The sequence below is a fragment of the Burkholderia sp. LMU1-1-1.1 genome, assembly GCF_040675865.1.
GTDB lineage: Bacteria > Pseudomonadota > Gammaproteobacteria > Burkholderiales > Burkholderiaceae_D > Rugamonas.
Window position 1 is genome coordinate 22067 of sequence record NZ_JBEGHG010000008.1, and the last position, 19098, is coordinate 41164.

A 19098-nucleotide genomic window follows, 5' to 3' on the forward strand; every position below is an offset into this window, starting at 1 on the left:
TCAAGTCTGGCATTCGGACACGGACTGATCTGTAATGTGGATGGCCAACTGTCATTCGGGTGTGGGGTGTTGCTGGTTGAAGATGGGGCCGTGTCCGAATGTCAGACTTGACCCCGAGCTCCCGCGTGCGCCGCGTAGTCCTTCAGGCTGGTCTGCATGAAGTCGATGAACAGCCGCACGCGCGACGGGATCAGGCGCGATTCGATGATCGCGTGGACCGGCGCGGGCGAGACGTCCCATTCGGGCAGTACGCGCTCCAGCGTGCCGCGCAGGGCGTCGTCGCGCATCTCCGGCCCCGCCGAGATGGCGATGCCCACGCCGAGCGTCGCCAACGTGCGGCACATGCTGACGTTGTTGGCGCAGTAGCGGCCGGAGACGTCGACCGTGGTGCTTTGTTTTCCCGACGTGAGCGTCCAGCGCGATTGCTTTCCCGACGCCGCCTGGATCACGCATTGGTGGTGCGCGAGGTCTTGCGGATGCTTGAGCGGCGGCGCGTCGCGCAGGTACTCCGGCGCGGCGAACAGATAGCGCGGCAGCAGGCCGATCTGCCTGGAGATCAACGTGGACGGCGTCGGTGGCGGCGCGCCGATACGGATCGCGCAGTCGAAACCGTCCGTCACCAGGTCGATGCGGCGCGGGGTCAGATCCATTTCGAAATCGATCAGCGGATACAGCTCGCCGAAGCGCTTGATCGCTGGCGCCAGATAGCTGATCGCCAGGTCGACCGGCATCGACACGCGCAGCAGGCCGCTGGGACGCTCGGCCAGCTCCATCAGCGATTCGTGCGCGATGCGCGCCTCGGCGACGATGCCCTGGCAGCGGCGGAAGTACGCCTGGCCCGCTTCCGTCAGCTCCACTTTGCGGGTGGAGCGGTGGAACAGGCGCACGCCGATTTCCTTTTCCAGATCGGAGATGCGGCGCGAGAGCGTCGAATTGGGCATGTCCAGCTGCTCGGCCGCGCGGCGAAAGCCTTTGGCGTTCGCCACCGCCACAAACAGCTCCATACTCGCCAGCAGTGTCATTGGGATTGCTCCATCAGTGGATCAGTGAATTCATTTTATGCTATTTATCCACTAGGAGAAACAATGGATGATGGCTTCACTGTCATCCACTTCCCGAGGAACCCTAAATGAACCAGCTCTCCACCGCCGTCAAGATCGGCCCGTACGACCTGCGCAACCGCATCTTCATGGCGCCGATGACGCGCTCGCGCGCCAACCACGCCGACGGCGTCCAGTCCGACCTCGCCGTCACTTACTACCGCCAGCGCGCCAGCGCGGGCCTGATCATCACCGAAGGCACCTTCCCGAGCGCGATGGGCAAGGGCTATGTCGCCACGCCCGGCATTTACAGCGATGCCCAGGTCGAGGCCTGGAAGCGCGTCACCGCCGCGGTCCACGCGGAGGGTGGACGCATCTTCCTGCAGTTGATGCACACCGGCCGCATCTCGCATCCGTCGATGCTGCCGCAAGGCGCGCTGCCTGTCGCGCCGTCGGCGATCAAGCCATCCGGCCAGGCGTACACGATGTCCGGCATGGCCGATTTCGTCACGCCCCGCGCGCTGGAGACGGCGGAAGTGAAGGCCGTGGTGGACGAATACCGTGTGGCGACGCGCCGCGCGCTGGAGGCGGGCTTCGATGGCGTCGAGCTGCACGCGGCATCCGGCTATCTGCCGGAGCAGTTCCTGGCATCCGGGACGAATGTGCGCACGGACCAATACGGCGGCTCGGTAGCGAACCGCGCGCGCTTCATCCTGGAGGTGCTGCAAGCGATGATCGCGGAGGCGGGCTCGGACCGCGTCGGCATCAAGATCTCGCCCGAGATGGGCTTCAACGACATCGTCGACGAGAATCCGGTTGAAACCTACACCTATCTGGTGGGTGAACTGGCGCCGTTAAAGCTGGCATATCTGCATGTGGCCCTGTTCAAGGCGAAGTACGATTATCACGGCGCGCTGCGGCCGCTGTTCGGTGGCGCCTACCTGCTGGGTGGTGGCCAGAGCCGCGAGTCCGGCGAGCAGCGCATCGCCGCCGGTGAGGCCGATGCCGTAGTCTACGGCAGCACCTTCCTGGCCAATCCGGATCTGCCGCGCCGCTTTGAACTGAACGCGCCGCTCAACACGCCGAATCCCGCGCTGTTCTATGTTCCCGGCCCGCAGGGATACATCGATTATCCGGCGCTCGATGACAAACGCGCCAATCGCGCGCTGCGTATCCACGCGTATGGCGGGGCGGAGGTTTTGCGTTGGGACGAAGTGCCGGTGCCGCAGCCGGGCGAAGGTGAAGTACTGGTGCGCGTGGCCGCCGCCGGCGTCAACGGCCTCGATTGGAAGATTCGCGATGGCTTGGTGCAGGACGCGTTTCCATTGCCGCTGCCGGCCACGCTGGGCATCGAGCTGGCTGGCGAGGTTGCCGCTGTCGGCGCGGGTGTTGAAGGCTACGCCATCGGCGACCGGGTGCACGGCGCGCTCGGTGCGTTGGGCGCGTATGCCGGTCACGTGGTGATCGGCGCCGACAAGCTGGCACGGATTCCGTTGGCCATCGACGACGCCACGGCGGCAGCGATTCCGGTCGCATCGCTGACGGCCTGGCAATCGCTGTTCGAAGCGGGGCAACTTCAGCGGGACGAAACGGTGCTGATCCACGGCGGCGCTGGCGCCATCGGCAGCTTCGCCGTGCAGTTCGCGAAGCAGGCCGGCGCCCGGGTGGTGGTCACCGCGCGGGGCCGGAACGCCGATCTGCTGCGCCGCCTTGGCGCCCACGAAGTGATCGACTACCAGGCCGTCCGCTTCGAGGAGTCGGTGAAGAATGTCGACCTGGTGCTCGATCTGGTCGGTGGCGAGACCCTGGCCCGTTCCTGGCAAGTACTGTCGCCGAAGGGCCGCATCTTCACCACGGCGGCCCCGGACATCGCGGCGCAATTATCGGAGGGACGGCGCGGCGGCTGGTTCCGGATGCGTGCGGACGGCGTCCAACTGGCCGAAATCGCGGGTAAAGTCGCCGTCGGCGACCTGACCGTGGTGATCGACGAAGTGGTGACGGTCGAGCAGGCCGGCGCTGCCATCGAGCGCAACAAGCAAGGCCACGGCGCCGGCAAGACCGTGATCCGGTTCTGACGAGAACCACGGGGTCAAGTCTGACATTCGGACACGGCCTCGTCGGTACTGTGGTGCAAAACGTGATTTTGAGAGTGAGCTGTTGTGGGCTGCGGATGGGGTCGTGTCCGAATGTCAGACTTGACCCCAATCTTTCTTGGGCGCTGGCCGGCAGCAGGTAAAATGTCGGTATCCGTACTTTGATAGCCAGAAAGCCCGCAGCCATGTCCGACTTCGAAAACACCCCCGACAGCATCACCATCGCCCGTCCCGACGACTGGCACCTGCACCTGCGCGACGGCGCCACCCTGGCCAGCGTGCTGCCGCATAGCGCGCGCCAGTTCGGCCGCGCCATCGTGATGCCCAACCTAAAGCCGCCGGTGACCACCACCGCTGCCGCCGAGGCGTACCGCAGCCGCATCATGGCCGCGCTGCCCGCTGGTATGAAGTTCGAGCCGCTGATGACGCTCTACCTGACCAACAACACGCCGCCCGACGAGATCCTGCGCGCGCAGGAAAGCGGCATCGTGCACGCCGTCAAACTGTATCCGGCAGGCGCCACCACCAATTCCGACGCCGGCGTGACCGACCTGTCGAACTGCTACAAAACGCTGGAGATGATGCAGGAAGTCGGCATGCCGTTCCTGGTCCATGGCGAAGTCACCGACCAGGATATCGACCTGTTCGACCGCGAGGCCGTCTTCATCGAGCGCGTCATGCGCCCGCTGCGCCGCGATTTCCCGGCGCTGAACATCGTCTTCGAACATATCACCACCAAGCACGCCGCCCAGTACGTGGCGGAAGCCGAAGGCCCGATCGCCGCGACCATCACCGCGCATCACCTGCTGTACAACCGCAACGACATCTTCAAGGGCGGCATTCGCCCGCACTACTACTGCCTGCCGGTCCTCAAGCGCGAAGAACATCGCCTGGCGCTGGTCACCGCCGCCACCAGCGGCGACGAGCGCTTCTTCCTCGGCACCGATTCGGCACCGCACGCGCAAGGCGCCAAGGAGGCCGCTTGCGGCTGCGCCGGTTGCTATACCGCGCTGCATGCGATGGAGCTGTACGCCGAAGCGTTCGAGCGCGCCGGCGCGCTGGACAAGCTGGAAGCCTTCGCCAGTTTCAACGGCCCGGCCTTCTACAACCTGCCGCGCAACACCGACACCATCACGCTCAAACGCGAACAGTGGACGCTGCCCGAAACGCTGCCGATGGCGGACCAGCAGGTGGTGCCGCTCAACGCCGGCGAAACCATCAACTGGAAAATGGTATAAGCAGTGCTGGAATCGATCGACTGGTCGCGCCCCTGGTATGAATCGGTACGGGACGCGGCCGGAAAGCTGACAGCGGACGTTCATTTCAGGGACGCCTTCAGCGCGCAGGCCGCTGCACTGGGCCTGCGCAATCATCTTGGCTTGCCGCTGTCCTTCGTGCCGCAGGAGGCGCTGCCCGACGGGACGGCGTACGAAGCCTTCATCGGCGCCACCGGCGGCGTGCCCACCCGCGACAACCTCCACGACTTCTTCAATGGCCTGGTATGGCTTAGTTTCCCACTGATCAAAGTGCGGCTGAACGCCTTGCAGGCGGCGCAGATCGCGCAGGACGGCGTCGGCAAATCACGCGGCCCGGCGCGCGACGGCGCCACCATTTTCGACGAGAACGCGGCGCTGCTGGTGGTGCGCGATTGCGATAGCGGCCGGCGTCTCACCGAGGCGCTGCGCGAACATCGCTGGCACGACGCCTTCATCGGCCAGCGCGCCAGCTTCGGTCCCGACGCGCAGGTCTGGCTGTTCGGCCACGCGCTGATGGAGAAGTTGGTTGCACCCCGCAAGGCGATCACCGCGCACACGCGCGTGGTGGTGGCGGGCGACGATTTCTTCGCGATGGAGCACGCCGCGCGGCGCACATGGCTGGACCGCAAAGTGGCGCTGGACTTGGCCGACAATGGTCTCAGTACCGCCGACTTCACGCCGATGCAGGCGCTGGGCGTGCCCGGATGGTGGCCGGACCAGGACGACGCCTTCTACGCCGACGCAACGGTGTTCCGCCCCAAACGGCCAGTCGCAGTAAAATAGCATCTCGATATCACCGCACGACAACCAACATTGCCGCCGACGCGGCAGAAAGATCACGCCATGACGCAGGTAATTCGCTGGGGTATTCTCGGAACGGGCAAAATCGCCAAGGCCTTCGCCACCGCGTTGCAGGACACGCCGGGCGCAAGACTGGCGGCCATCGGTTCGCGCTCGGTAGATAGCGCTACCAAATTTGGCGCGGAGTTCGGCGCCGAGCGTTTCCACGGCAGCTACCAGGCGCTGGCCGACGATCCGGAGGTCGATGTCATCTACATCGGCACGCCGCATCCGATGCACCACGAGAACGCGATGATGTGCCTGAACGGCGGCAAGGCGGTGCTGGTGGAGAAATCGTTCACGATGAACCGCCGCCAGGCCGAGGACATCATCGCGCTGGCGCGCGAGAAAAAATTGTTCGTCATGGAGGCGATGTGGACGCGCTTCATGCCGGCCGTGGTCGAGGCCAAGCGCATCGTCGACAGCGGCGAGATCGGCAAGCCGGCGCATGTCACCGCCGATTTCGGCTTCACCTCCGACGCGGGACCGGAGCATCGCCTGTTCAATCCTGAGCTGGGCGGCGGCGCGCTGCTGGACCTGGGCATCTATCCGCTGTCGATGTCGTCGTTCTTCCTTGGCGCGGTCACCGGCGTGAAGGCGCAAGCCGAGATGGCGCCGACCGGCGTCGATATGCAGACCGCGTTCACGCTCACGCACGAAGGCGGCGGCGTGTCGGCCTGCGCGTGCAGCCTGCGTTCGCGCACGCCGACCGAGCTGACGATCTCCGGCACCAAGGGCTTTGTGCGCTTGAGCGACCGGTTCCACAACACCGAAACCATCACCGTCACCCTGGTCGACGGCGCCTCGCGCAGCGAGCGCACGATGACGATCGCCCGCAGCGGCAACGGCTACACCCACGAAGCGCAGGAAGTGGGCCGCTGCATCCGCGAAGGCCTGATCGAAAGCCCGGTCATGCCGCACGCGGAAACGCTCAATATCATGGGTACGCTCGACGAGATCCGTTCGCAGATCGGGCTGCGCTACAGCGCCGACGAATAAGTTAAGTTCAAGCGCGGTTGGCGGGAACTGGGTAAAATCGACAGATGTCGTTTCGATAACCGGGAAAAAACCATGTTCGTCGCCAGCCGCGCACCTTCGCTCAAAACCGTGTTGATCGCCACCGGTGTGGTCCTGACGCTGGCGATGGGCGTGCGCCACGGCTTCGGCTTCTGGATGCAGCCGATTTCCCAGGCTAACGGCTGGACGCGCGAAACCTATTCGCTGGCGCAGGCCTTGCAGAATTTGATGTGGGGCGCCTTCGGCCCGTTCGCCGGCATGGCGGCGGACCGCTTCGGCACCATGCGCGTGGTGCTGGTGGGAGCGCTCAGTTACGCGGCGGGATTGATCTGGATGGCGGTGGTGACCGATCCGACGATGTTCGTCATCGGTACCGGGGTGCTGATCGGCCTGGGGCTTTCCTGCACCGCGTTCGGCGCCGTCAGCGGCATCATCGGGCGCGTCGCGCCGGCCGAGAAGCGCTCATGGGCCTTCGGGATCTCCGGCGCCGCCAGCTCGTTCGGCCAGTTCCTGATGATGCCGGTCGAGCAGCAGCTGATCTCCGCGATCGGCTGGCAAAACGCCTTCTACGTGCTGGCCGCGCTGGTGCTGCTGTTGATGATACCGATGACCTTCTATCTGCGCGAGCCGGCGCTCGACCATGGCGATGGTCCGCAGCAAAGCATCCGCGAGGCGATGAGCGAGGCGGTTCGCAACCGCTCCTTCCTGTTCCTGGTGGCGGGTTATTTTGTCTGCGGCTTCCAGGTCGTATTCATCGGCGTGCACCTGCCGGCCTATCTGAAGGACAAGGGCATCGGCGATCCGAGCGTGGCGGTGATGGCGCTGGCGCTGATTGGCTTGTTCAATATTGTCGGCTCCTACTACGCCGGCAAATTGGGTGGACGGCTGCCGAAGCGGTATTTGCTGTCGTCGATTTACTTCACGCGGTCGGTTGTGATCTCGCTGTTCCTGCTGGCGCCATTGACGCCGTTCTCGGTGTACGTGTTCGCGGCGGCGATGGGCTTGATCTGGCTGTCGACGGTGCCGCTGACGAACGGGATCATCGCCGGGATTTTCGGCGTCAAGCATATGTCGATGCTGGCGGGCGTGGTGTTCTTCTCGCACCAGGTGGGCAGCTTCCTGGGTGTGTGGATGGGCGGATTCCTGTTCGCCAAGCAGGGCAGCTATGACATCGTCTGGGGCATCTCGATTGCGCTGGGCGTGATGGCGGGGCTGATTAATCTGCCGATCAACGAGCTGCCGGTGGTGCGCAGCGTATTGAAGGCGGCGTAGCGATGAAAACGTGGGCGCTCCGGGCGGCGGGTGTAGTGGTGGTGGCGCTGGTGTTCATGGCGTACCTGCAGCCGGAGTTCGTGGTCGATCTGGCGAACCGATTCTACATGTGCTTCTGAGCGGAGCGTACATGGCGGATTACGTGTCTCCACGGCTGAGCCGCACGCCGTGGCCCCCGCGAATTACATGATGACCACCAAGGTCAATAATAATGCGGAAACACGTAGGGCGGATTAGCGAAGCGTAATCCGCCAGGAGCCGCCGACAGCCTTGTTAAAGCCCAGCCCGTGTAGCAATGGTGGACCTGACCCCGGATTAGACTTTGAGGAATTCTTCGCGGCCGCCTAGCCAGCGGGCCAGGTGCGCTTCGACCGTGGCGGCTTTTTCGGCGCTGTCGGCGTGCAGCAGGTCGTGCGCGACGTCGCGCGCCTGGTCCACCAGCCAGCCGTCCGTCTCCAGATCGGCGAAGCGAAGCATCGCTTGCCCCGATTGCCGTGCGCCGAGGAATTCGCCAGGCCCGCGTATCTCGAGGTCGCGCCGCGCGATCTCGAAGCCGTCGGTGGTTTCGCGCATCGTCATCAGCCGCTGCTTGGCGACGCCGCCCAACGGGCTTTGATACAGCAGCAAACACACGCTGGCCGCCGAACCCCGCCCCACGCGCCCGCGCAACTGGTGCAGCTGCGATAGCCCGAATCGCTCCGCGTGCTCGATCACCATCAACGACGCATTCGGTACGTCGACGCCCACTTCGATCACCGTCGTCGCCACCAGCACCTGCATTTCGTTGGCGATGAAGGCGTCCATCACCGCCTGCTTTTCGGCGGGCTTCAAGCGTCCGTGCACCAGGCCCACGCTCAGGTCAGGCAGCGCTTCGGCCAGCAGCGCGTGCGTGTCGGTCGCCGTTTGCAGTTGCAGCGCTTCCGATTCCTCGATCAGCGGGCAGACCCAGTAAATCTGCCGGCCTTCCAGCGCCGCCGCGTGCACGCGTTCGATCACTTCGTCGCGCCGGTTCTGGTCGATGGCGCGCGTGACGATCGGGCTGCGCCCCGGTGGCAGTTCGTCGATCACCGAGACTTCCAGGTCGGCGTAGTAGGTCATCGCCAACGTGCGCGGGATCGGCGTGGCCGACATCATCAGCTGGTGCGGGATCGCGCCTTCGTTGCCCTTGTTGCGCAACGTGAGCCGTTGGCCGACGCCGAAGCGGTGCTGTTCGTCGACGATCACCAGCCCCAGATTGGCGAAGATGACCGCTTCCTGGATCAGCGCGTGCGTGCCGATCACCAGCTGCGCTTCGCCCGATTCGATCAGTTCATAGGCGGCCAGCTTGTCCTTTTTCTTCAGGCTGCCCGTCAGCCACGCGACCTTGACGCCCAGCGGTTCCATCCACGCGGCGATCTTGCGGAAGTGCTGGTCGGCGAGGATTTCGGTCGGCGCCATCAGCGCGGCCTGGAAGCCGCTGTCGATCGCTTGTGCGGCGGCCAGCGCGGACACCACCGTCTTGCCGCTGCCGACGTCGCCCTGTAACAGCCGCTGCATCGGGAACGGGTGGCGCAAGTCGGCGCGGATTTCATCGAGCACGCGCTGCTGCGCGCCGGTCAGCTTGAACGGCAGTGCGGCCTGGAAGCGCTCGGACAAGGCGCCGACCACTTTCAGCGCGGCGGCGCCCTTGGAGCGGCGCGCGCGCTGCGCGCGTTTCAAGGACAGCTGCTGCGCCAGCAGCTCGTCGAACTTCACCCGCGTCCATGCCGGATGCGAGCGGTCGGCCAGCGCGTGCTCGTCGACCTGCTGCGGCGGATGGTGCAGCAGCCTGACCGCCGGTTCGAAGTCCGACAGCCGCATCTCGGCGCGCAGCTCGGCCGGCAAGGTGTCGGTCCAGTCGACCCGCTTCATGGCGTCGCCGATGGCGCGCCGCAGGATAGGCTGCGACAGGCCTTCGCCGGACGGATACACCGGCGTCAGGGAAGTCGGCAGCGGGGCGCCCTCGTTGATCACCTTGTAGGCCGGATGCACCATCTCGGCGCCGAAGAAACCGTGTTTGAGCTCTCCGCGCGCGCGCACCCGCGTGCCTTCGGCCAGCTGCTTGACCTGGCTGCCGTAGAAGTTCATGAAGCGCAGTTGCAGGTCGCCCGTTTCGTCGGCGATGTGCACCAGCAGTTGCTTGCGCGGCTTGTAGGTGATTTCGTTCTTGACCACCACGCCCTCGACCTGCGAGGTGTCGCCGCCGTGCAGGCGTGCTTCCTCGATGGTGATGACCTGGGTCTCGTCCTCGTAGCGCATCGGCAGGTGCAGCACCAGGTCCATGTCCGTGTGCAGGCCGAGCTTGGCCAGCTTGGCTTCCGGGCTGACGGTCTTCCGGGCGGGCTTGGGCGGGCTTTTCAGCGCGCTGTTGGGTGGCGGCAGAGGCATATTCGAGCGTTTTTCGGGCACTAGCGTAAAATAGAGGGTTGCCCGTGACAAATCAATGGCAATGACGCCGGTATTGTAAGGCTACCCATAGGTTTATGGCGTACCCGATTTTCTTCAACAGTTTCCAGAAGTCCGCAAAATGTATTCGCTTTCCGATTTCGATTTTAACCTGCCGCAAGAGCGTATTGCGCAATTCCCGCTGCCGGACCGCAGCGCCTCCCGTCTGTTGCACCTGGACGGGGAGACGATCGTCGACCGCCAGTTCGCCGACATCGTCGGCCTGCTGCAGGCCGGCGACCTGCTGGTGATGAACGATACCCGCGTGCTGAAGGCGCGTTTCTTCGGCGTCAAGGAAAGCGGCGGCAAGATCGAGGCGCTGGTCGAGCGCGTGCTCGACAACCGCACCGTGCTGGCCCAGGTGCGCGCCTCCAAGTCGCCCGGCCCCGGCGTCAAGATTCGCCTGGCCGACGCCTTCGACGTCACCGTCGGCGAGCGCGCCGGCGAGTTCTTCACGCTGCACTTCGACGCCGACGTGTTCGAGCTGATCGAGGCCCACGGCCGCCTGCCGCTGCCGCCGTACATCGAGCACGACGCCGATTCCTTCGACGAGACGCGCTACCAGACCGTGTTCAACAAGGTGCCCGGCGCCGTCGCCGCGCCGACCGCCGGCCTGCATTTCGACGAAAAGCTGCTGGCCGAGCTGAAGGCCAAAGGTGTCGAGTTCGCCTACGTGACCCTGCACGTGGGCGCGGGCACCTTCCAGCCGGTGCGCGCCGAGGTGTTGTCCGAGCACAAGATGCATACCGAGTGGTACACCATGCCGCAGGAGACCGTGGACGCGGTGCGCGCGGCGCGCGCCGCCGGGCGCGACGTGGTGGCGGTCGGCACCACCAGCCTGCGCGCGCTGGAGTCGGCCTCGCAAAGCGGGCAGCTGGAGGCCGGCAGCGCCGACACCGCGTTGTTCATCACGCCCGGCTACCGGTTCAAGACCGTCACGCGGCTGATCACCAATTTCCACCTGCCCAAGTCGACCCTGCTGATGCTGGTGTCGGCCTTCGCCGGTTACGACGAGATCCGCGCGGCCTACGCCCACGCGATCGCCAACGAATACCGCTTCTTCAGCTATGGCGACGCCATGCTGCTGACGACGCAAGCCCGAGCATAATAAGGAATCCCCAATGTTGGAATTTACGCTACACAAGACCGATAGCAGCGGCCTGACCAAGGCCCGCCGCGGCGAAGTCAAACTCAACCACGGCGTGGTGCAGACCCCGATCTTCATGCCGGTCGGCACCTATGGTTCGGTCAAGGCGATGTCGCCGCTGGAGTTGAAGGAGATCGACGCCCAGATCATCCTGGGCAACACCTTCCACCTGTGGCTGCGCCCGGGCAACGACGTTATCTCGAAATTCGGCGGCCTGCACGACTTCATGGGGTGGGACAAGCCGATCCTGACCGATTCCGGCGGTTTCCAGGTGTTTTCGCTGGGCGCGATGCGCAAGATCACGGAAGAGGGCGTGCATTTCAATTCGCCGATCAACGGCGACAAGCTGTTCCTGTCGCCGGAGGTGTCGATGCAGATCCAGCGCGTGCTCAATTCCGACATCGTCATGCAGTTCGACGAATGCACCCCGTATGAAATCGACAACCGTCCGGCCACTCTTGACGAGGCGGCAAAGTCGATGCGCATGTCCTTGCGCTGGGCGCAACGGTCGCATGACGAATTCCATCGCGGCGAGAATCCGAACGCGCTGTTCGGCATCGTCCAGGGCGGCATGTTCGAGAACCTGCGCGACGAGTCGCTGGCCGGCCTGGAAGAGATCGATTTCCCGGGCCTGGCCATCGGCGGCTTGTCGGTCGGCGAGCCGAAGGAGGACATGATGCGCATCCTGGCGCACGTCGGCCCCAAGCTGCCGGCCAACAAGCCGCACTACCTGATGGGCGTGGGCACGCCGGAGGACCTGGTGGCGGGCGTGTCAAACGGCGTCGACATGTTCGATTGCGTCATGCCCACCCGTAACGCCCGCAACGGCTGGCTGTTCACCCGCTTCGGCGACATCAAGATCAAGAACGCGCGTTACAAGGATGACAAGGAGCCGCTGGACAGCACCTGCTCGTGCTACGCCTGCCGCAATTTCTCGCGCGCCTACCTGCACCACCTGAACCGCACCCAGGAGATCCTGGGCGCGCGCCTGAACACCATCCACAACCTGCACTACTATCTGGACATCATGCGCCAGATGCGCGAGGCGCTGGATGACGACCGTTTCCACGCCTGGACCCTGCAATTCCACGCGGAACGGGCGCGCGGCATCTAATTGCTTCAACAAGTGTTGCAAGTCTTGTAAAAAGAATTCAACCACCCATATAACCGGAAGTCCTTTCGGCTTCCGGCCAGTGCTAGAATACAGCGCTGTTTTTTCAAACTATTATCGGAGTCACCTGTGTTTATATCCAACGCGTATGCCCAAAATCCACTCGACGCCCTCGGCGCGACCGGCGGCTTCCTGGGCCAGTATGGTTTTCTGATTCTGATGTTCGTGGCGATGTACTTCCTGATGATCCGTCCTCAGCAGAAGCGCGCCAAGGAGCAAAAGGCCATGATGGAAGCGCTGGCCAAGGGTGACGAAGTCGTCACCGCCGGCGGCGTCCTCGGTCGCATCTCGAAGATCTCCGACCTGTACATCACGCTGGAGATCTCCAGCGGCGCCGAACTGGTGGTGCAGAAGAACTCCGTGACCATGGTCCTGCCGAAAGGCACGCTCAAGGCGCTGTAACCGGCCCAGGCCCCGGCCCGCTTGTCCCAGGATAAGCGGGCCGTATTGCATCCGACGCCTAACCCTGAACGTTGAACAATATGAATCGCTATCCCGTCTGGAAATACATCCTCATTGCCGTCTCCATCCTGCTGGGCGCGCTGTACGCCGCGCCCAACTACTTCGGCGAATCGCCGGCGGTGCAGGTGACGAGCGGCAAGTCGACGCTCAAGCTGACGTCGGACATGATCGCCAAGGTCGATGAAGTGCTGACCCGGGAAAAAATCCCGCACAGCGAGCTGACCTTCGACGGCACCGGCACCTACGCCTCGGTGCGCGTGCGCTTCCCCGATCCGGACACCCAGTTCCGCGCCAAGGCGGTGCTGGAAAAAGGGCTGAACGCCGATCCCGTCGATCCGTCGTACCTGGTCGCGCTGAACCTGCAGCCGGACACCCCGAAATGGATGCAGGCGCTGCGCGCGACGCCGATGCACCTGGGCCTCGACTTGCGCGGCGGCGTGCACTTCCTGATGCAGGTCGACACCAAGGCCGTGCTGGCCAAGCGCGTGCAAGGCATGCAGGCGTCCGCCCGCAGCCTGCTGCGCGACAAGAACGTGCGCCACGCCGGCATCGAGCGCGTGGGCGACACCATCGTCGTCAACTTCCGCGACGACGCCACTCGCCAGAAGGCCAAGGCCGTGCTGGGCGACCAGTTGCCGGACGTGACGTTCGCCGACACCGGCGCCGACACCGACCTGAAAACCGTGATGACCCTGAAGCCGGCGTCCATCAAGCAGACCACGGACGAGGGCGTCAAGCAAAACATCGCCACCTTGTCCAAGCGCGTCAACGAGCTGGGCGTGGCCGAGCCGCTGATCCAGCAGCAAGGTCCGGACCGCATCATCGTGCAACTGCCGGGCGTGCAGGACGTGGCGCGCGCGCGCGCCGTCATCGGCCGCACGGCCACCCTGGAAATCCGCATGGTCGACGAGTCGATCACCCCGGGCACCGAGCTGACGTCGTCGATTCCGCTGAATTCGGAACTGTTCACCGTCGGCAAGGGCGTGCCGGTCGTGCTGAGCAAGGACGTGATCCTGACCGGCGACTACATCTCCAGCGCCACCGCGCGCCAGGACCAGAACGGCCAGCCGGCCGTCAGCATCGACCTGAACGGCGATGGCGGGCGCCGCATGCGCGACGCCACCCGCGACCGCATCGGCAAGAAGATGTCGATCGTGCTGTTTGAAAAAGGCAAGCCGGAAGTGTTGTCGGTCGCCACCATCCAGGCCGAACTGGGCAGCAGCTTCCAGATCACCGGCATGGGCAACTCCGAGAACTCGGCCGAGCTGGCGCTGCTGCTGCGCTCGGGCGCGCTGGCCGCGCCGATGGAAGTGATCGAGGAACGCACCATCGGCCCGCAACTGGGCGCCGAGAACGTGGACAAGGGCCGCCACTCGACGATGTACGGCTTCGCCGCCGTGGCCGTTTTCATGATCGCCTACTACATGATGTTCGGCCTGTTCAGCGTGTTCGCGCTGGCGTGCAACCTACTGCTGCTGGTGGCCTTGCTGTCGCTGCTGGGCGTGACCTTGACCTTGCCGGGCATGGCCGCTATCGCGCTGGCGCTGGGTATGGCGATCGACTCGAACGTGCTGATCAACGAGCGGGTGCGCGAGGAATTGCGCGCCGGCGCGTCGCCGCAGTCGGCCATCTCGGCCGGCTTCGACCACGCCTGGGCCACCATCATCGACTCCAACGTCACCACCCTGATCGTCGGCCTGGCGCTGCTGGTGTTCGGTTCCGGTCCGATCCGCGGTTTCGCCGTGGTGCACACGCTCGGTATCCTGACCTCGATGTTCTCCGCCGTGTTCATCATGCGTGGCGTGGTCAACCTCTGGTACGGCCGCAAGAAGAAGCTGCAATCGATCGCCATCGGCACCATCTGGCGGCCGGACAACGCGACTGGCGGCAAGGTCGCGACGCGTCCTGATACCAAATAATTCGAGGCATATCACATGGAATTTTTCCGCATTAAAAAAGACATACCGTTCATGCGGCATGCACTGGTGTTCAACGTCATCTCGGCGTTGACCTTTGTCGCGGCCGTGTTCTTCCTGTTCCATCGCGGACTGAACCTGTCGGTGGAGTTCACCGGCGGCACCGTGATGGAGCTGCGGTACGCGCAACCGGCCAATCTCGAGGCGATACGGGCGTCGCTGCGCGGCATCGGCTACGAGCACCCGGAAGCGGCCGGCTTCGGCACCGCGCACGACGTGTTGCTGCGTCTGCCGGTGGTGAAGAACATCACCGCCAAGGACGCTTCGCAACAGGTCTACGATGCCTTGTGCAAGGCTGAAAAAGGCGCGCTGACCCAGGTCGACAACGTCAACGCCAAGGGCGAGCACGTCGTCAAACAGGCTTGCATGGGCCCTAACAACGTCGAGCAGGTCGAACTGCGCAAGGTGGAGTTCGTCGGCCCGCAGGTGGGCGACGAGCTGACCCAGAACGGCTTGAACGCGCTGGTGATGGTGGTGATCGGCGTGATGATCTACCTGGCGATCCGCTTCGAGTGGAAGTACGCCGTGTCGGCGATCATCGCCAACTTGCACGACGTGGTGATCATCCTCGGCTTCTTCGCCTTCTTCCAGTGGGAATTCTCGCTGACGGTGCTGGCCGGCGTGCTGGCGGTGCTCGGTTACTCGGTCAACGAATCGGTGGTTATTTTCGACCGGATTCGCGAGAACTTCCGCAAGCAGCGCAAGGCCAGCGTGCATGAAGTGATCGACAGCGCGATCACCTCGACCATCTCGCGGACCATCATCACCCACGGCAGCACGCAGATGATGGTGCTGGCGATGCTGTTCTTTGGCGGCCCGACCTTGCACTACTTCGCCATGGCGCTGACCATCGGTATCTGCTTCGGTATCTACTCGTCGGTGTTCGTCGCCGCCGCCATCGCCATGTGGCTGGGCGTGAAGCGCGAAGACCTGATCAAGCCGGTCAAGGAAAAAGACGAAACGGACGGCGCGGTCGTGTAATCGCCGCCACTCCTCGAAGACCCTCCCCGCGCTCGCGCCGGGAGGGTTTTTTACGTCGTGCGGGAAGTCGGGGGTACGGTGGGGCGGTGGGCGTATTCCACTCCCTGTGGTAAACCCTCTCTTTTGACTTCTGTTTTCTTCTATTTTCTTCTCGTTCCCCCGCTTTTTTAAATTAGCGATCGAAATAGAAGAAAAGAGAAGAAAAGCGAGGAGAAAAAAGAAGGTTTACCACACGGACCGCGCAGCTCTCTCCCCACCCGTGGTCATGCGGATTTGATCAGGTCGTACAGCGCCCGCGCGGCGGGTGACAGGTGGCCTGACTTGCGGGTGATCAGGGCGAGCTGGCGCGAGATGGTCGGCTCCTTCAGCTTGATCACGCGCAGACGCGGATAGGTACCCTTCTGGATCGCCAGATTGGGCACGATGGCCGCCGCCACGCCGGCCGCCACCAGGCCGATGGCGGTGGAGCTGCGCTGCACCTCGTACTGGAACTGCAGGCTCAGATTCATGCTCTTGTCGCCAAGGTAGCTGTCGAGCAGCGCGCGATTGCCGTTGACGTCGCCGGAGAAGATCAACGGGTAAGGCTGGATCTGCACCCACGTCAGCGAGCGCCGTTTGGCCAGCGCGTGGTCGTCGCGGCACAGCAGCACGAATTCGTCCTGCACCACCGGCACCGAGACCAAATCCGGATGCGTGCTGCCGGACAGGTTGATGCCGAATTCCGCCTCGCGGCTCAGCACCGCCTCGGCCACGCGCGCCGATGCGTGATCGAGTATCTTGACGCGGTTTCCCGGAAAACGCGCCGAGTATTCGCGAATGATCTCGGGCAGGAATTGAATTCCTGCGGTGGGTACGCTGGCGATCGAGATGTCGCCGCGTTGCGCCTTGCCGGTCTCGCGGATTTCGGTCAGCGTGGACGACAGCTCCTGCAGCAACCTGCGCGCCTGCGGCAGGAAGTCCTTGCCGATGCTGGTCAGCGCGATGGAGCGCGTGGTGCGCTCGACCAGCATCACGCCGAGGAAATCCTCCAGGTTGCGCAGCCGCTGCGTCACCGCCGTTTGCGTCACATGCAGCGTATCCGCCGCTTTCTGAAAGCCGCCAAAGTCCGCGATCGCGACAAACGCCTGCACGCCGAGAATATCAATCTTCATCAATGGCTTTCATCAATCTATTGAATGAATGGTCTAAATAAATTCATTGTACTTATATTTGATGGAGGAGGAAAATCCCGCCATCGAGTCCAGGAGTACACACCATGCACACCCAGGCAGGCGCGCTTACCGAGCGCGCAGACCACTTGTCCCCATCGACGATTTTCTTCGTCTTCTCCAGGCTGGCGCTGATGGGCTTTGGCGGCGTGATGCCGTTCGCCTATCGCGCCCTGGTCGAGCAGCACAAGTGGCTGACGGCAGAGGAATTCGCCAAGTGCATGGCGATGAGCCAGATGCTGCCCGGACCGACGGTCTGCAATGTCGGCCTGATGGTCGGCAACCGCTACGCCGGCATCGCCGGCGCGCTGGCGGCGGTGGGCGGCTTGATCCTCGGGCCGTTCTTCATCGTCATCGGGTTGGGTGTGGTGTATCAGCAGTTCGGCGACCTGGAGATCATACGGCGCGCGATCGGCGGCATGGCCGCCGTCGCGGCGGGGCTGATCCTGGCGACGGCGGCGAAGATGGCGCTGGCGATGTTCGCCAAGGCCCATTGGCGTCGAAAGCACGATCAGTTAAAGCTGGTGTTGATGGTGCTGGCCTTCATCGCGCTTGGGCTGTTGAAGTGGCAGCTGGCGCTGGTGTTCTGCGTGCTGGCGCCGCTGGGCACCGCCGCCGCGTATCTGCTGGGAGACAAACATGAATGAGCAATCGCCGATCGGCCAGTTGTCGCTGCATATCGCTCTGATGTCGCTGATGGCGGTCGGCGGCGGCGTGGTGCTGCTGGCTCCACAGGTGGGACAGTATGTGGTCGAAGGGCAGCACTGGCTGACCAACGAACAGTTCTCCGCCGCCTACGCCATCGCCCAGGCGGCCCCCGGCCCGAACCTGCTGTTCATCTCCCTGGTGGGATGGCTGATCGGCGGCTGGTCCGGCGCCATCATGACGACCGTCGCCGTGATCGTGCCGTCCACCTTGTTGACGCTCACCGCCGTCCGCTGGCACGCGGGCCGCGCGGGCAGCCGCTTGTCGCGCGCGCTGGGCGAGGCGTTCGGCCCGATGTCGATCGGCTTGATGGCCGCCACCGCGTGGCTGTTCACCGGCATATCCAACACCGACTGGCGCGCCGATGTCGTGACCTTGTTGTCGGCGCTGATCCTGCTGCGCACCAAGCTTAATCCGGTGGTGCTGATCGCGCTCGGCGCCGCCGCCGGCGCCCTGCACATCATCTGACCGCCGCTACTGTGCGCGCGCCTTCAACGTCGCCGACGGACATAGCCCGAACAGCTTGCGGTAGTCGCTGGAGAACTGGCTAAAGTTACTCAAGCCCCAGGCATCGGCGACATCGCCTATCGCCACCTCGCCCGGCGCGCCGTCGTTCAGCTGGCGGCGCACGCCGTTCAACCGCATCATGCGCAGGTACAGCATGGGGCTCATGCCCAGCACATCCTCGAAACAATATTGGAGTGTGCGGCGGCTCACGTGCACCTGCTCGCACAGCTCCGGCACGGTGATCGCCTCGCTGCGGTGCGCATGGATATACTCGCGCGCCAGCGCCACCACGCGCCGCCGCCGCTGCAGGCTGGCGGCCAGTTCCGGCTCCACGCATCGATGATCCAGCATATCCAGCAGCGCCAGCAGAACGCCTTGCTGCCACTGCGGCTCAGCCTCGCCGGCGGCGGGTTGCGTCTCATCGGGCAGCAGCCGCGCCAGGGTGCGCAGGAAGGCCGCGCGCTCCGCCGCGTCGACTTGCAGCAGGTCGGCCGCCTGCACGCGCCGCCAGTCGATCTCGCAGCCGTGCGCCCGCGCGGTATCGGTCAGCAGCTGCCGGCTGGCGACGATGCCATAGATACTGTAGTCGCTCGGCGTGACCAACTCGAACTCAACATTGCCCGGCTGCACCATGATCGAATCGGCCTCGGTCTGGCGGCCGTTGATGCGCGTGGCCGCCGCGTGGTCGGGCAGGCCGAACCAGATCGCGTCCGGCCACACGCGGCACGACTGCCGCACCGACTGGCTCAGACGTTCGCGAAACACTTGTAGCTGGGGTAACTGACGTTCCGTCAGGGCACCGTGGAACAGACCCGAGCTGATCTGGTCGTAGCGCTGCTGCCAGTTGGTCAGCTCGCTGGCCAGCGCGTCGGCGTCGTGCGCCAGCACCGTGCGCACATCGCGCGCATGGTGCAACAACTGTGTTGCAGTCTGGTGCATATCAATTCCCCCGCTGTTGTA

The 19098-nt window shown here is 64.3% G+C and carries 16 protein-coding genes; 12 read left to right on the top strand and 4 right to left on the bottom strand.

The features are described from left to right. Positions 1 to 101: 101 nt before the first annotated feature. The gene (locus MRBLMU1_RS08835) at positions 102 to 1022 is read right to left on the bottom strand and encodes a LysR family transcriptional regulator (protein ID WP_363499823.1); all 921 of its coding nucleotides are present in this window, start codon (positions 1020 to 1022) and stop codon (positions 102 to 104) included. Between the two features lie 107 nt (positions 1023 to 1129). Here MRBLMU1_RS08835 and MRBLMU1_RS08840 point away from each other — a divergent pair, with 107 nt between their 5' ends. The 5 genes from MRBLMU1_RS08840 to MRBLMU1_RS08860 all read left to right on the top strand — a co-directional run bounded on the left by MRBLMU1_RS08840 (position 1130) and on the right by MRBLMU1_RS08860 (position 7518). Continuing rightward, the gene (locus MRBLMU1_RS08840) at positions 1130 to 3115 is read left to right on the top strand and encodes a zinc-binding dehydrogenase (RefSeq protein ID WP_363499825.1); all 1986 of its coding nucleotides are present in this window, start codon (positions 1130 to 1132) and stop codon (positions 3113 to 3115) included. Between the two features lie 203 nt (positions 3116 to 3318). Continuing rightward, the gene (gene pyrC, locus MRBLMU1_RS08845) at positions 3319 to 4371 is read left to right on the top strand and encodes a dihydroorotase (protein ID WP_363499827.1); all 1053 of its coding nucleotides are present in this window, start codon (positions 3319 to 3321) and stop codon (positions 4369 to 4371) included. A 3-nt stretch (positions 4372 to 4374) separates the two neighbouring features. Then, on the top strand, positions 4375 to 5172 hold the full coding sequence (locus MRBLMU1_RS08850; RefSeq protein WP_363499829.1) for a DUF3025 domain-containing protein: 798 nt from the start codon (positions 4375 to 4377) through the stop codon (positions 5170 to 5172). Between the two features lie 60 nt (positions 5173 to 5232). Beyond that, positions 5233 to 6228: a Gfo/Idh/MocA family protein gene (locus tag MRBLMU1_RS08855; RefSeq protein WP_363499831.1), complete on the top strand. Its 996-nt coding sequence runs from the start codon at positions 5233 to 5235 to the stop codon at positions 6226 to 6228. A 72-nt stretch (positions 6229 to 6300) separates the two neighbouring features. Then, positions 6301 to 7518, top strand: a complete 1218-nt coding sequence (locus MRBLMU1_RS08860) for an MFS transporter (protein WP_363499833.1) — start codon at positions 6301 to 6303, stop codon at positions 7516 to 7518. A 315-nt stretch (positions 7519 to 7833) separates the two neighbouring features. Here the strand turns inward: MRBLMU1_RS08860 and recG are convergent, their stop codons facing one another. Then, positions 7834 to 9924 carry an ATP-dependent DNA helicase RecG gene (gene recG, locus MRBLMU1_RS08865; protein WP_363499835.1) on the bottom strand — a complete coding sequence of 697 codons (2091 nt, stop codon included), beginning with the start codon at positions 9922 to 9924 and terminating at the stop codon, positions 7834 to 7836. Between the two features lie 139 nt (positions 9925 to 10063). Here recG and queA point away from each other — a divergent pair, with 139 nt between their 5' ends. The 5 genes from queA (at position 10064) to secF (ending at position 15718) form a co-directional block, all read left to right on the top strand. Further along, positions 10064 to 11089, top strand: coding sequence for a tRNA preQ1(34) S-adenosylmethionine ribosyltransferase-isomerase QueA (gene queA, locus MRBLMU1_RS08870; RefSeq protein ID WP_363499837.1), 1026 nt, complete (start codon positions 10064 to 10066; stop codon positions 11087 to 11089). Between the two features lie 13 nt (positions 11090 to 11102). Next, complete coding sequence (gene tgt, locus MRBLMU1_RS08875) at positions 11103 to 12242, top strand: tRNA guanosine(34) transglycosylase Tgt (RefSeq protein WP_363499839.1); 1140 nt, start codon at positions 11103 to 11105, stop codon at positions 12240 to 12242. A gap of 126 nt (positions 12243 to 12368) precedes the next feature. Then, a complete protein-coding gene (gene yajC / locus MRBLMU1_RS08880) occupies positions 12369 to 12701 on the top strand; it encodes a preprotein translocase subunit YajC (RefSeq protein ID WP_090324870.1) in 333 nt (110 codons plus the stop codon). 80 nt (positions 12702 to 12781) lie between these two features. After that, complete coding sequence (gene secD, locus MRBLMU1_RS08885) at positions 12782 to 14680, top strand: protein translocase subunit SecD (protein WP_363499842.1); 1899 nt, start codon at positions 12782 to 12784, stop codon at positions 14678 to 14680. A 15-nt stretch (positions 14681 to 14695) separates the two neighbouring features. After that, complete coding sequence (gene secF / locus MRBLMU1_RS08890) at positions 14696 to 15718, top strand: protein translocase subunit SecF (protein WP_363499844.1); 1023 nt, start codon at positions 14696 to 14698, stop codon at positions 15716 to 15718. A gap of 263 nt (positions 15719 to 15981) precedes the next feature. Here secF and MRBLMU1_RS08895 read toward each other — a convergent pair whose 3' ends face one another. Next, positions 15982 to 16869, bottom strand: a complete 888-nt coding sequence (locus tag MRBLMU1_RS08895; protein ID WP_363499846.1) for a LysR family transcriptional regulator — start codon at positions 16867 to 16869, stop codon at positions 15982 to 15984. Between the two features lie 104 nt (positions 16870 to 16973). Between MRBLMU1_RS08895 and MRBLMU1_RS08900 the strand changes: the two genes are divergently transcribed. Further along, positions 16974 to 17573: a chromate transporter gene (locus MRBLMU1_RS08900; protein WP_363499848.1), complete on the top strand. Its 600-nt coding sequence runs from the start codon at positions 16974 to 16976 to the stop codon at positions 17571 to 17573. Then, positions 17566 to 18099, top strand: a complete 534-nt coding sequence (locus tag MRBLMU1_RS08905) for a chromate transporter (RefSeq protein ID WP_363499850.1) — start codon at positions 17566 to 17568, stop codon at positions 18097 to 18099. Before MRBLMU1_RS08900 ends, MRBLMU1_RS08905 begins: the two co-directional genes overlap by 8 nt. A gap of 6 nt (positions 18100 to 18105) precedes the next feature. Here the strand turns inward: MRBLMU1_RS08905 and MRBLMU1_RS08910 are convergent, their stop codons facing one another. After that, a complete protein-coding gene (locus MRBLMU1_RS08910; protein ID WP_363499852.1) occupies positions 18106 to 19077 on the bottom strand; it encodes a helix-turn-helix domain-containing protein in 972 nt (323 codons plus the stop codon). Positions 19078 to 19098 lie beyond the last annotated feature (21 nt).

Bases quoted from the DNA above. Each gene is read 5' to 3' on its own strand.
- secD (WP_363499842.1), top strand. From the start codon at position 12,782: ATGAATCGCTATCCCGTCTGGAAATACATCCTCATTGCCGTCTCCATC.
- MRBLMU1_RS08905 (WP_363499850.1), top strand. From the start codon at position 17,566: ATGAATGAGCAATCGCCGATCGGCCAGTTGTCGCTGCATATCGCTCTG.
- MRBLMU1_RS08910 (WP_363499852.1), bottom strand. From the start codon at position 19,077: ATGCACCAGACTGCAACACAGTTGTTGCACCATGCGCGCGATGTGCGC.
- tgt (WP_363499839.1), top strand. From the start codon at position 11,103: ATGTTGGAATTTACGCTACACAAGACCGATAGCAGCGGCCTGACCAAG.
- MRBLMU1_RS08855 (WP_363499831.1), top strand. From the start codon at position 5,233: ATGACGCAGGTAATTCGCTGGGGTATTCTCGGAACGGGCAAAATCGCC.
- MRBLMU1_RS08835 (WP_363499823.1), bottom strand. From the start codon at position 1,022: ATGACACTGCTGGCGAGTATGGAGCTGTTTGTGGCGGTGGCGAACGCC.
- queA (WP_363499837.1), top strand. From the start codon at position 10,064: ATGTATTCGCTTTCCGATTTCGATTTTAACCTGCCGCAAGAGCGTATT.
- MRBLMU1_RS08895 (WP_363499846.1), bottom strand. From the start codon at position 16,869: ATGAAGATTGATATTCTCGGCGTGCAGGCGTTTGTCGCGATCGCGGAC.
- MRBLMU1_RS08860 (WP_363499833.1), top strand. From the start codon at position 6,301: ATGTTCGTCGCCAGCCGCGCACCTTCGCTCAAAACCGTGTTGATCGCC.
- pyrC (WP_363499827.1), top strand. From the start codon at position 3,319: ATGTCCGACTTCGAAAACACCCCCGACAGCATCACCATCGCCCGTCCC.
- MRBLMU1_RS08900 (WP_363499848.1), top strand. From the start codon at position 16,974: ATGCACACCCAGGCAGGCGCGCTTACCGAGCGCGCAGACCACTTGTCC.
- MRBLMU1_RS08840 (WP_363499825.1), top strand. From the start codon at position 1,130: ATGAACCAGCTCTCCACCGCCGTCAAGATCGGCCCGTACGACCTGCGC.
- secF (WP_363499844.1), top strand. From the start codon at position 14,696: ATGGAATTTTTCCGCATTAAAAAAGACATACCGTTCATGCGGCATGCA.
- recG (WP_363499835.1), bottom strand. From the start codon at position 9,924: ATGCCTCTGCCGCCACCCAACAGCGCGCTGAAAAGCCCGCCCAAGCCC.